This is a genomic window from Arcicella sp. GW821-FHT09D11, from assembly GCF_059416265.1.
This window is the reverse complement of record NZ_JBWKOV010000003.1, coordinates 93,502-106,894: the sequence shown is the minus strand read 5'-3', so window position 1 is coordinate 106,894 and position 13,393 is coordinate 93,502. Positions and strand designations below refer to the sequence as shown.

At 35.4% G+C, this 13,393-nt stretch carries 12 protein-coding genes; 7 read left to right on the top strand and 5 right to left on the bottom strand.

Features of this window, described 5'->3' with window-relative positions; genetic code table 11:
* Positions 1–2 precede the first annotated feature (2 nt).
* Positions 3–1,109, top strand: coding sequence for a redox-regulated ATPase YchF (gene ychF, locus AC07N0_RS10610; protein ID WP_492799655.1), 1,107 nt, complete (start codon positions 3–5; stop codon positions 1,107–1,109).
* Between the two features lie 60 nt (positions 1,110–1,169).
* Here ychF and AC07N0_RS10605 read toward each other — a convergent pair whose 3' ends face one another.
* The 5 genes from AC07N0_RS10605 to AC07N0_RS10585 form a co-directional block, all read right to left on the bottom strand.
* Positions 1,170–2,510 (bottom strand): OmpA family protein, encoded by a 1,341-nt coding sequence (locus tag AC07N0_RS10605; protein WP_494589161.1) that lies wholly within the window; start codon positions 2,508–2,510, stop codon positions 1,170–1,172.
* 75 nt (positions 2,511–2,585) lie between these two features.
* Positions 2,586–3,881, bottom strand: a complete 1,296-nt coding sequence (locus AC07N0_RS10600; RefSeq protein WP_494589159.1) for a type IX secretion system plug protein — start codon at positions 3,879–3,881, stop codon at positions 2,586–2,588.
* A 175-nt stretch (positions 3,882–4,056) separates the two neighbouring features.
* The gene (abc-f, locus tag AC07N0_RS10595; protein WP_494589470.1) at positions 4,057–5,946 is read right to left on the bottom strand and encodes a ribosomal protection-like ABC-F family protein; all 1,890 of its coding nucleotides are present in this window, start codon (positions 5,944–5,946) and stop codon (positions 4,057–4,059) included.
* Positions 5,947–6,223: 277 nt separating this feature from the next.
* Entirely contained in the window at positions 6,224–7,786 is a 1,563-nt protein-coding gene (locus AC07N0_RS10590) for an FMN-binding glutamate synthase family protein (RefSeq protein ID WP_494589158.1), read from the bottom strand.
* Between the two features lie 128 nt (positions 7,787–7,914).
* Positions 7,915–8,490, bottom strand: a complete 576-nt coding sequence (locus AC07N0_RS10585) for a DUF502 domain-containing protein (RefSeq protein ID WP_309919017.1) — start codon at positions 8,488–8,490, stop codon at positions 7,915–7,917.
* A 356-nt stretch (positions 8,491–8,846) separates the two neighbouring features.
* On the opposite strand from AC07N0_RS10585, the gene AC07N0_RS10580 reads away from it, so the two are divergent.
* From AC07N0_RS10580 to AC07N0_RS10555, 6 genes are all read left to right on the top strand, one after another.
* Positions 8,847–9,917, top strand: a complete 1,071-nt coding sequence (locus AC07N0_RS10580) for an Ldh family oxidoreductase (RefSeq protein ID WP_492799651.1) — start codon at positions 8,847–8,849, stop codon at positions 9,915–9,917.
* Positions 9,918–9,986: 69 nt separating this feature from the next.
* Complete coding sequence (locus tag AC07N0_RS10575) at positions 9,987–10,298, top strand: DUF6922 domain-containing protein (protein WP_494589157.1); 312 nt, start codon at positions 9,987–9,989, stop codon at positions 10,296–10,298.
* A gap of 8 nt (positions 10,299–10,306) precedes the next feature.
* Positions 10,307–10,888, top strand: a complete 582-nt coding sequence (locus tag AC07N0_RS10570; RefSeq protein ID WP_494589156.1) for a nucleotidyl transferase AbiEii/AbiGii toxin family protein — start codon at positions 10,307–10,309, stop codon at positions 10,886–10,888.
* A gap of 54 nt (positions 10,889–10,942) precedes the next feature.
* Positions 10,943–11,983: an endolytic transglycosylase MltG gene (gene mltG, locus AC07N0_RS10565; protein WP_494589155.1), complete on the top strand. Its 1,041-nt coding sequence runs from the start codon at positions 10,943–10,945 to the stop codon at positions 11,981–11,983.
* A 28-nt stretch (positions 11,984–12,011) separates the two neighbouring features.
* Entirely contained in the window at positions 12,012–12,419 is a 408-nt protein-coding gene (locus tag AC07N0_RS10560; RefSeq protein ID WP_309919030.1) for an acyl-CoA thioesterase, read from the top strand.
* A gap of 21 nt (positions 12,420–12,440) precedes the next feature.
* Positions 12,441–13,382, top strand: coding sequence for a YihY/virulence factor BrkB family protein (locus tag AC07N0_RS10555; protein ID WP_492799646.1), 942 nt, complete (start codon positions 12,441–12,443; stop codon positions 13,380–13,382).
* Positions 13,383–13,393 lie beyond the last annotated feature (11 nt).

The following is a 13,393-nucleotide window of genomic DNA, read 5'->3' as shown; positions in this document are numbered from 1 at the left end:
AAATGGGTCTTCAATGTGGAATCGTAGGTTTGCCTAATGTTGGGAAATCTACTTTGTTTAGTGCAATTTCTTCAAATAAGGCGGAAGCCGCTAATTACCCTTTCTGTACAATTGAACCTAACGTAGGGATTGTAACAGTACCTGACGAACGTCTTAATATTTTAGAAAAATTGGTAAATCCTCAAAGAGTGTTACCAACCGTAATAGAATTTATGGACATTGCAGGGCTAGTAAAAGGAGCTTCGCAAGGAGCAGGGTTAGGTAATAAATTCTTGGCAAATATTCGTGAAGTAGATGCTATTCTACACGTAGTACGTTGTTTTGCTGATGATAATATCGTTCACGTAGAAGGAAGAGTGAATCCTGTATCGGATAAAGAAATTATCGATTATGAATTACAATTAAAAGATTTAGAATCGGTTGATAAAAAAATCCAGAAAGTAGAACGTGCTGCCAAAGCAGGCGATGCAAAATCGAGAGCTCAATTAGCCATTCTTCAGCAATATAAATCAACATTAGAAGCGGGTAAATCTGCAAGAACCGTTCAGGGCTTAGAGCCTGATGCTAAGTTTGAAGCAATTGGTGACTTGTGCTTATTGACAGACAAGCCTGTAATTTATGTAGCCAATGTAGATGAAGCATCAATTGCTAAAGGAACAAACGAATACGTTGAGCAATTGAAAGCTGCTGTAGCCGAAGAAGGTGCAGAAGTAGTAGTAATTTGCGCGGCCTTAGAAGCACAAATTGCTGAAATGGAAGACGAAGACGACCGTCAGATGTTCTTAGAAGAATATAATCTTACTGAGTCTGGTTTAGATAAGTTAATCCGTAGTTCATATTATTTATTGAACTTAATTACTTATTTCACAGCAGGCGTTAAAGAAGTACGTGCATGGACAATCCAGAAGGGTTGGAAAGCACCTGCGGCTGCAGGCGTAATTCACTCTGATTTTGAACGTGGTTTCATCCGTGCGGAGGTAATTAAATTTGCTGACTATCAACAATATAAATCTGAAGGAGCTTGTAAAGAAGCAGGAAAATTATCTGTTGAAGGAAAAGAATATGTTGTAATAGACGGTGATATTATGCACTTCCGTTTCAACGTTTAGTAATACTAAGTGTTATAAAAAAGCCTTGCTAACAATCATTAGTAAGGCTTTTTTATAGCACTATAATTTTAATACTACAAATTCAACTCTTCTATTTACTTTCCTTTCTTCATCGCTTCCTTTCTTGACCAATGGTCGATTAGCACCATAACCAACTGCTTGGATTCGCTTGGTCGAAATGCCTTTTTGAACCAAATATGTTTCGCAAGCATCTACTCTTTCTTGTGATAATTCAAGGTTAGCATCGGCATCACCAATGATGTCGGTATGGCCTTCTAAACGAATTTCCATCTCTGGATTATTCTGCATCATCGTCACTAGTTTAGTAAGTTCTGAAAAGGATGCAGGCAATAAATCAGATTTTGATACTTCAAAATAAATATTTTTTAATGCTATTTTATCCCCAACTATAATAGGTGTAAGATAAATATCTTTACTGAATTTAGTTTCATTGGTAATTTTAGATAAATCAACAATGTCATTAACAGATAAATAGCCTTTAGCAGAGGCAGTGTACGTATAAATTTGCCCTTTTTGTAACCCCATTCTATAAATACCAGTACTCACAAAACTCTGTACCGAATCTATAATTTGTTTGCTGCTAGATAATTTATAGTTGATAGTAGCACTAACTGGCTTGTTGGTCTTTATATCTCGCACGATGCCTGAAACTTGAATGTTAGTAATTACTGGCATTGGGACAGGAGTATTTTCTACTTCGCCTAATTTTCCACTTTTAGGTTTTGTTTTAACTGTTGTGGTACTTTTAGGAAGCGTTTTAGTCGGAGAAACAGGAGGAGCAGGGTTGGCTTTCGGCTGTGTTGGCTGGGTGACAATGTCTATTGGATTGCTAATTCGTAAGCCATATACATTCCAACAAGTAATGTAATCATAATCGTTACATTCAAATAAATCGAAATCTTCCAAGCCTTTATCTAAGCGTTCAAAATACACAACAAAATTTATTTGGTCACCAGGTACTGTTTTTCTACCGTAAACCTTTACATTTTGCCCTGCAACAAGCTGAGGAATGCCTTCTGTTTTGATTAATTTAAATGACCTTGCACCATTGGCTGCAATTAATTGAGCAGTTGACTGAAAGGCGATGTCTTCGTGTCCATCATTGACTAATCTCCCGTTCCTATCATATTGGGGAGAATTGTTATTTCTATAGGCCACATACAAGATTGTATATTTATCAGTAATGCGAATATTGCCGATAGACACATTTTTATCAGCGGCTCTACCTGTTGAGGTAGATGGATAGGAATCTCTTCCCGATGGCGTTTGATTACGCTCTGTAGGATACTGAGTACCTCCGCCCGAGCTTTGTGGGTAACTCCCGCTCTGACAACTTTGGAGTATAACCAACGATGCAAAAGCCCAAAGTAAGTTTTTCATTTGAATATAAATTTTATAGCAAGATAATAAGCAAGTAAGTAAACGTAATTATTATAAATTTTAAATGAAAATAGCTTATTGATTTTTAATCAATACATATCCTACTAGAGCATCAGCACGTGCACCAATGGGGCGGTGATAGATTAAAATTTCATAAATATTTTCCGTTTGCGAGTGTGTTCCTTCTAGTTCCGACTCACTTATATTTCCTTGGTCGTCTTTGGTGACATATAGATAATTATAGATGCCTTGTTTCAACTGGATAAATGCCTCGTAAGCCTGACTTTCAGGGACATAATGCATTTGGTTTACCTCATTTAATTGCCAATCGTTGAACGCACCATTGAGATATACTTTTTTGTTTGCTAAAGAATCAGTTTTCAACAGGAAACTTACCCGAACATAATCTGACTCCGTATCGCCTCGATTGGTTTCATAATTATCAATTACGTACATTCCATTAAAATCATTTGTAGCAACATACGCTAAGCCATTTTGTGGTTTTTCGGGACGAATTTCTATGATGCTTTCTCTTTCTCCTTGTACAATCCTAGCAATATTTACTAGTTTTTGTTGCGTACTTCTGCCATCAAATATCCTAAATTCGTTACTGCCTTCTAATTGGTTTTCTCCTTCAAAAAACTGATAATCCATCTTACGATTATAAGAATCTATCATAAAAGGTTTAAGGTTTGTCAGTGTTTTGTTATCTCTAAAGTTCTGACGAATAACAATTTTAAGGTCTTGTTTAAGATCAATGATTTCGTAACCACTATAATTTACACTAAAGTTAATTTGTTGGTGAGTACGCCTTCTTTGAACATTATTCGGGAAGGTTACATTGCCAGCTACACCAATTCGGTTTTGGAAAACCATAAATCGATGCGTAAGCATGATATCATCTTCATTACGATTCTTATAAACCATTACCAGATAATTTCCAGCTAATTTGGTTTTAGGAATCTCCACAGCAAAATGCGTATAAGGAATTTTAGTAGCAAATGAATTTCTATAATCATTAATCGGGAAATCGTTGAATTCGGTGAGGTATTCAATATCGTTTAATACTGAAGGTGTCCAATCTGCATTACAATGAAATATTTTCACCCTGAAATTTTGAAATTCGGGTGCTAAACAGTCGAATTCCAATTTTAAAATTTGATTTTCTTGTAAATTGATGACTGGTGGATTAAGGGTCTCTTGTGGGGTTTTAGTCGTGCTCAATGACGGAAATAATTGTACAGTACGTATATAAGGTTCATAGATATAATTATCATAAATAACCTTTTTTGCTTGATAAGTGTTCTTCTTTTTCTGAGCAAAAAAGGCAAAAGGAATAAATAATAAGCATATAATCGATAAAAGTTTCATAGAAGAGTAATGTATGGAGTTGAGCGTATGAGCGAATTGATATTAGCTATTTGTAAATAATAAAACTAACGGATAGTATCTTAAAATATTCTGCAATAGCCTAAAGCAAAAAACGCAGGAAAAAGCATATTAGCTATTTTACCTGCGTTTTTATGATGAACGGAATGCCATTATTTTACTGAACTAAGCTTTCTACTTCTTCAATTTCCAACATTACTTCTTCCCAAGCATCATTTACTTCTTCCAATTGATTCAGGATTTTTTGATAAGCAATGTTTTCACGTTTCAACGCTTGTGCATCATTATAAATAGCAGGGTCGGCCAAAGTCTTTTCTTTTTCGACTTTCTCTGCTTCTAATTTCGCAATCAAGCTTTCTGTATCTGCTAATTTCTGATTCAGTTTTTTCAGATTTTTCTGTGCTTCTTTTTTAGTAAAATCATCAACAGGTTTTTTCTCTACTACTTTTTCAACCGTCTTTTTAGGGGAAGTTTCCTTACTGAATTCACCATTCATTCGACGTTGTTCCATCCAAGTTTCATATTCATCATAAGTACCCGGATATACTTTTATCTCTTCATCTTCGATATACCAAATTTTATTAGCAATCTCTGAAACAAAGAATCTATCGTGAGAAACCACTACGTACGTACCTTCGTATTGCTGTAAAGCCTGAATCAAAATGTTCACCGACATCATGTCTAAGTGGTTGGTAGGCTCATCTAGTAACAAGAAGTTGGCTTCTGAAATCAATACTTTTGCTAAGGCAACCCTTGATTTTTCACCTCCCGAAAGTACTTTGATTTTTTTGAAGGCATCATCTCCCGAAAACAAGAAACAGCCTAAGATACTTCTTAATTCAGTTTCAAGTTTACCCGTACCTGTCATCTTCAACTCATCAAGCAATGTATTATTTACATCCAAGCTTTCCAATTGGTGTTGGGCATAAAATGAGTCAATTACATTATGTCCCAATTTACGTTCGCCTTGAAACTCTTCAGAACCATCAATAATTCTAAGAACAGTAGATTTACCTTTACCATTGGCACCAATCAAGGCGATTTTATCACCTCTTTCAATGACAGCATTGGTATGCGTCAGGATTCTTTTAGGACCGTAAGCTTTGGTGATGTCTTCAAGGTGCATAATAAAACGACCCGGTTGAGTTCCAAAGTTAAACTTAAAATTGACTTTCGCATTTTCATCCAACACGTCATCAATAATATCTAATCTTTCTAATGCTTTTACCCTTGATTGTACCTGACGAGCTTTTGATGCTTTGGCTTTAAACCTTGAAATGAACTTTTCAGTTTGTTTGATAGCTTGTTGCTGGTTTTCGTATGCTCCTTTTTGTACTTCGTTTCTCAAGGCTTTTTCTTCCATATAGAAAGAATAATTACCCGAGTAAGGAATCAATTTTGCACCTGCCACTTCAACAATCGTCGTTACAGTGTTGTCCAAGAAGAATCTATCGTGAGAAACCACAATGATGGCACCTTCATAAGTATTGATGTAGTTTTCTACCCACTCAATAGACGGTAAGTCCAAGTGGTTGGTAGGTTCATCAAGCATTAATAAAGATGGTCGTTGTAAAAGCAATTTTGCTAGCATTACGCGCATTCTCCAACCTCCAGAAAACTTTTGTAGGGGTTGGGAAAGCTCTTCGGTACTAAATCCTAAACCTTCAAGGATAGCTTCTGCTTCTGATTGAATGGTATAACCACCCAACGCATCAAATTCATCTTGAAAACGTGCCAATTTATTTACGTCATCGTCTTCAAAATCAGTTTCCATTTTATGTAAAACCTTATCGATTTCTGCTTGAAGGAAATTCTGACGTTCAAAAGCTTGCATTGCTACCGAAAGGATAGAATCGTCGCTTTGATATGAAAGTAAGTCTTGATTTAAAAACCCGATGGTACAGTCGCCTGATTTAGAAATATTACCACCGTCGGGTAAATATTCACCATCAATTATACGAAGTAAAGTAGATTTACCAGTACCATTTGCCCCGATAAGACCGATTTTGTCTTTAGGCTTAATATGTAAGTTCGCCCCATCATACATTGGGCGAGAACCGAAATAAAACGAAAGATTATTGATAGATAACATACTACAAAGATAATGAAAAATAGCTAACGAGCAGTTAAATGGAGCTATCGAAAGCAGAATGGTATCAATTTATCCACTTTTGTGATTGATTTTATTGTAAAATAATTGATTATAAACGTTTTAGCTAGGATAATTTGAAGCATGATAAAGTCTTATGATAGCATAAACACTTAGTTTCTGAAAATTAATATACAAAAAAAAGGATGGCTTTCGACCATCCCTTTTTTGTATATTAATTAACCTGTGCTTTTCCTCCGCCTAGATAAGGGCTTTTTAAAAGCTTATCTACCCCTTCAAAAGGAACTTTTGTTTTGTTATAACCAAAAGTAGTAGCCAGCGACTGTGTTTTATTATTATCACCCATTACCATATCAACGTCTTGCATCGTCATTTGACAAGGGTGTTCATAACCACAAGCATGAGTTATTTCAAGAATTTCTTTGTTCAATGTTTTTACATAATTATAAAAACGCTCACTTTTAAGAGCTGGGTCTATACCCGCTTGAAGCCAAGGGCTAGACGTAGCAACTCCTGCTGGACAACGATTGGTATGACAAACCTGTGCTTGGATACAACCGATAGACATCATGGCTTCGCGCGCTACGTTAATTAAATCGCAACCCATCGCAAACGCCATCATAGCTTTTTCAGGAAAGCCTAATTTGCCCGAACCAATAAATACGATTTTATCAGCTAATTCATACTTCTGGAAAATCTTATATACTTTGGTAAAGCCATAGTTGAAAGGTAGCGACACATGGTCTGCAAAAGCATGGGGTGCAGCTCCCGTACCACCTTCGCCACCATCAATGGTGATAAAGTCGGGTCCTTTACCAGTTTTTACCATGTATTGAGCCAATTCTTCCCACATTTCTAACTTTCCGACAGCCGACTTTATCCCTACAGGCAAGCCAGTTTGGTTAGCCATTGCTTCTATAAAATTAACCATTTCTGGAATGGTAGAGAATTCAGAGTGAAAAGCTGGAGAAATGGCATCTTTCCCTAAAGGAATGTGCCTGATTTCTGCAATTTCCTTCGTGATTTTGGCCGCAGGGAGCATACCACCTTTGCCGGGCTTAGCACCTTGAGAAAGCTTCAACTCTAATGCTTTTACGAATGGATTATCGGTAGTCATTTTTATTAATTTTTCCATCGAAAATTTACCATCATCGTCCCTTACTCCGAAATAAGCTGTTCCGATATTTACGATAACATCCGAGCCATACTTATGATAAGGTGATAATGAACCTTCGCCAGTGTTATGATAACAGCCAAATTTTAAGGCGCCCTTGTTTAAGGATTCAACAGCTTTGGCCGACAATGAACCGTAGCTCATACCAGAAATATTTACGACCGAGTAGGGCTTATAAGGACGTTTCCTTTTATGATATTCGCCTATTGTTTTTGAACATGGTACAGCGCTTGGGTCTTTTTGATTAGGATGGTTATCCGCTAACTTATGTCCTAACATGGCATGTTTGATAAAGATATACCCTGCCGAGTTGAAGTCTTGATCTGAACCAAAGCCCTGTAAGTTGTTTTCTTTTTTGGATGAAGCATATACCCATGCTCTTTCACCTCTGTTAAAAGGAAGCTCCTCACGGTTATTTGCTACGATATATTGCCTTAATTCTGGACCAATTTTTTCGAGCATATAACGTATATGACCAACCACAGGAAAATTATGCTGAATAGTATGGCGGTTCTGCAACAAATCACGAATAGCTAGAATTAGTATTGCAATGGGGATGATAAGCCACCAAGAAAAACTTGAAAAAATATTTGCCAAAAACATAGATGATGAGATTGAATTAAAAATTATTGAGATTGATGGATACGCAATATAATGATAGCAAAAACAAACAAACGTTTTACAATCAATAACTAAATTAGAAGCTTTATGTTGTGTGTTAAATATTGATTTTAAGGATTACTTGCCAGCGATACGCCACCCGATACAATCATTTTCATGACATCAGACGCTGGAAGGTTCAACAAAGTAATATTTGCGCTTGGAACAATAAATACCTCACCCGAAAAAGCATAAGAATGCGGACAGTAAACAATGACAGAGTCTTGAATATCTAAAAAAGATAAATCAGTCTGAGTAATAAACCCTAGTTTTTGAATACCATTTTCTTTGTTGAATATAATTTTCACAGGTTGATTGAATTTCTTTTTATCACCCACAAAAGCTCCAATAAGGTCTTTTAATGAAAAATAAATCAAACCTACCAAGGGAAGTTTGGAAACCCCTTCTTCTAATATTTGAATAAGAGGCAAAGAAATAAAAGTTGACCCCAAAAAACCAACAATCATGATGATAGCCACCATAATAACTAATCCCGTTCCTCTGAAATAAAAATAAAACTCTTGGTCTAATGAGTTCAGCAGGTTGAAAATAATGTAGCCTGTTATATAAACAGGGGCTAATAAAAATAATCCTTTTACGAAATAACTAAACAGTTTGGCTGTGATACGTTTTATTCTGAACGACATTTTTTTACTTATTTATATGCTCAATATTTACTGGTTAACGCTTTCTTAAGAAGCTAGGTTCTTATAATTGGGTGATTGAATAAAAAATATTTCAATACCTTCAATTTACTACAAAAGTAAGTATTGAATGATATTCTACCGATTTAAAGTAGTTTATTTCATCGATAATATACAAAATTTTGAATGAAAATGATAGAGACCAATCATCAATGCTAAGGCAGATATTTTATATTCCTACCTGATATTTCTGCTTTTTACTTGAAAAAAGACTTTCATCGAACAATTATTTGTAATTTTGTGCTCCTCGGATATCGACAAATAGGTAAAATTATTAGAAAATAATCTCAATTTCATTCATGATTTACGAATATAGCTCCCTACAAAACTTTATTAAAAATGTATTTCTTTCGATAGGATGTTCGGAAGACGATGCAGATTTGGCATCAAAAGTATTGATTTCTGCCGACCTCCGCGGTGTAGATTCGCACGGAACAGCAAGATTAAGTGGCTATGTTCGTTTGTATGATAATGGAAGATTGAATCCTAAGCCAGACATTAAAATCATCCATGAAACGCCTTCTACGGCTGTGATTGATGGTGACAAAGGTTTAGGCTTAGTAGTAGCACCTAAAGCGATGCAAATTGCGATGGAAAAAGCGAAGAATGTGGGTTCTGGATGGATTTCTGTACAGAATTCAAACCATTTTGGCATTGCAGGCTACCATGCTATGTTGGCTTCTGACAACGATATGATTGGTTGGGCTATGACCAATGCCGCCCCTTTGGTAACACCAACTTTTTCAAAAGAGAAGCTTTTAGGAACCAACCCTATTGCGGTAGCTGTTCCTGCACAGAGGAATCCTGCCTTCGTAGCAGATTTTGCTAGTACAGCAGTGGCTTATGGTAAAATGGAAATTTTACAAAGAAAAGGAGCCGCCGCACCGATTGGCTGGGTACAAGATAAAGAAGGGAACCCTACGGATGATTCAAACGCTGTTAAAAACGGAGGAGCATTATTACCGTTAGGTGGCGACCGTGAACATGGTTCTCATAAAGGCTATGGTTTGGGTGCTATCGTGGATATTTTTTCTGGTGTATTATCAGGAGCTAACTTTGGCCCTTGGGTGCCGCCATTTGCAACAGCAGGGTTTATGACTGCTGGCGAGCAAGTAGGCAAAGGAACTGGACACTTTTTAGGAGCCATGAGAATAGATGCTTTTCGCCCAGCTGACGAATTTAAAGCTGATATGGATAAATGGATTGACCGTTTTCATGCAGCCGAAGCAGTAGAAGGCAAGAAAGTATTAGTGCCAGGTGACCCTGAAAGAGAAATTGAAGCAGAACGTAAAGCAAATGGTATTAATCTATTAGAACCTGTCGTAAAAGACCTGCAAGCGTTGGCCGATAGATTTGGAATTGAGTTTTAAGGTTTAGATAATATTGGTTTATTCATTTAATAGTTAAATATAATAACTTAACATATTTCATTGAATGTTATGAAAAATAATAGCTCCAATCAAAAACCAAATATTTCTCGTCTACCATTTTGGGATGTGAAGTATGAAGATTTGGATTATGAGAAGGATAAGTTTTTTATCATTGAAAAAGTGTTAAATTATGGACTATGGGACGATTTTGTTGAATTGGTTAAATTCTACGGAAAAGATACTATTAGAAAAGAAATCATAAAATCAGCATATTTAAAAAAGGATGTCTTAAATTTTGTATGTGAATATTTTGATTTAAAACGAAAACAATTCAAATGTTACAATCGCAGACAGTCGAGCCAAGAACTTTGGAACTTCTAAAAAAAATAATGCAAATACCTGATTTAAAAGATTTTGTATTAGTTGGGGGTACAAATTTATCTTTAAGGTTAGGACATCGTTTAAGTATCGATTTGCATTTATTTAGCAACAAAATTTTTGACCCACAAGAAATTAGTGATGTTCTGATTGATGTCTTTCCTCAAACAATAATAGTATCACAAAGTAAAACAATGTTATTTTTATTTATTGAGACCATAAAAATAGATATTGTATATATTCCTCAATCATATATTCAGCCTGTTGAAGAAATTGATGGTATTAGATTGGCATCAATTCCAGATATAATTGCAATGAAATTAAATGCTATTGCAAGAAGAGGAGTAAAAAAAGATTTTTGGGATATAGCAGAATTATTGGATTCATATTCTGTTGCTGAAATGATTGATTTCTTCAAAATGAAATATGTTAACAATGATATTTTTTCAATACTTCGCTCAATGATGTATTTTGAAGATGCAGAAATACAAAAAGACCCCGACCCATTAAAAAAAATAACTTGGTCAGCTGTAAAGAAGAAAGTAAAAACAGCAGTAAAACAATATATAGATATTAGGACTATAAATAGTTAGTTAAACAAAAACAATCATTTAAAAACGCTTGAGCGTTATTTCATTATCATTACAATGCAACAAAACCATAAATTATTACGCTACTTCTTTATCGCTTTCGCTTTGTTTGCGACAATGTTTTCTTATTATGTCTGGCAAATCACCAAAACGCCTAATTATGAAGTAGACCAGAAAAAAGGTTTTGCCCTTTTGATTCCTAAAGGAGCAACTTTTGAAACTGTTTGGGATTCGTTGAGCAAACATAAAATTGTTAAAGACGAACTTTCATTTAAGTTTTTAGCCAAATTGTTGGAATATAAAGAAAACGTTCGTGAAGGACGATACGTCATCAAGGCTGATATGGGTAATTATGAAGTAATCAAGAAACTTCGTTCTGGTAATCAAGATGCTATCAAACTTACCTTTAATAATATTCGCCTAAAAAAAGATTTGATTCATAAGATTGGTAATCGCTTTGAATTTGATTCTACTGCGCTTGCTAGTATGCTAGATGATTCAGCAGTGGCACAAAAATACGGTTTTACGAAAGAGACCATCATGTGCATGTTTTTGCCAAATACGTATGAAGTATATTGGACTACTACTCCTGAAGAACTGATGAGTACCATGAAAACTTGGTATGATAAATTCTGGACAGAAGAGCGTAAAAGAAAAGCAACAGAAATTGGTCTAGACCCTATCAGAGCGCAAATAATGGCTTCAATTGTGGAGGCTGAGACTAAAAAAGCTGACGAAAAGCCACGAGTAGCAGGGGTTTATATGAATCGCTTAAAGGCTAATATGCCTTTGGGTGCAGACCCAACGGTTGTGTTTGCTCACCAAGATTTTAGCATTAAAAGAGTAACCAAAGCACTTTTGCAAATCAATTCGCCTTATAATACTTATCGTGTAGTTGGGTTGCCTCCAGGGCCTATTAATTTACCAGACTTGGCTTCTATTGATGCAGTATTGAATTACGAACATCATAACTATATGTACTTCTGTGCAAAAGAAGATTTCTCTGGCTATCATAACTTTGCTGAAACCTTTGCAGACCACCTTAATAATGCGCGTATTTATCAAGAAGCACTGAACAAATTGAACATCAGAAAATAATCGTTTGTAATTAATTATTTCATCAGCAATGTATCAACACGAATATCAGTACAGAGTTAGATATGCAGATACTGACCAAATGGGCTATGTTTATTATGGGAACTATGCACGGCTTTATGAAATTGGTAGGGTAGAGGCTCTCAGGAGCCTTGGCTTTAGCTATAAAGCGATGGAAGAGTCTGGAGTGATGATGCCTGTTTATGAGAATACATCAAAATATATTGCCCCAGCGCTATATGATGATTTACTGACAATTCGTACAACCATCAAAACTATTCCTGCTGCTAGAGTAGTTTTTCATTATGAAATTCTAAACAGTAAGGGCGTGTTGGTACATAAAGGAGAAACAACGTTAGTTTTCGTGAAAATGGAAAATAATAGGCTTACTACGGCACCTAAAGAATTGTTGGAACGATTGAGTGCTTTCTTTGCTTAATCGTTAATTAAAAATCGCATAATGCTAACAAAAATACAACATACACAAGCATACAATCGATTTCGCCTTTTCTTGAAGCGTTATCATTTAGAAAATGTAGCTAATAGTGTTTACCAAGTCTATAAAGTTTTAATTAAAAAAATTACCCTATTTGATATTGATGTTCGGGCAGCAGCAGTAGCTTATAATTTTACATTAGCCATATTCCCGACTATCATCTTTCTGTTTTCATTAATTCCTTATATTCCTGTTAATAATCTTGATTTAAAAATCATATCATTACTCTCAGATGTATTGCCCAAAGGAATTTTTCATGAAGCCCAAGAAACTATCATTGAGATTGTCAGTAAACCACGAGGAGGAGTACTTTCGTTAGGTTTTATCTTTGCTTTGTATGCCTCTACGAGTGGTATGATGGCTTTGATGCGAGCCTTCAATATGACCTATAAAACATCTGAAAAACGTGGATTTATCAAGGCAAGGCTGATAGGAATCATGCTAAACTTTTTATTGACGTTTGTATTAATCATCGCAATAGTGGTTTTAATTGTGGGTAGAGTAATGGTTGATTTCCTTTTTGATGAAGGTATCATGAACCGAGATATTACTTTTTATGTGCTTCAACTCCTTACTTATTTTGTAATATTCCTCGTTTTTTTCGTAACCATCTCCATCATTTATTATTGGGCACCTGCTATCCATAAAAAATGGAATTTTATCAATGCGGGTTCTATCACTGCTTCTATTTTGACAATCTTAATTTCTAACTTATTCTCTTATTATCTATCCAATTTTGCTACGTATAACAAACTTTATGGCGCTATCGGTACCTTCATTGCTTTAATGGTTTGGTTGTATCTGGTAGCATTGATTCTTATTCTAGGGTTTGAAATAAATGCTAGTATTACTGAAGCCTTACATTCTTCAAAAGAAACGGATACTTTAATTGATTCAGAGACATAGATTGTGTTTAG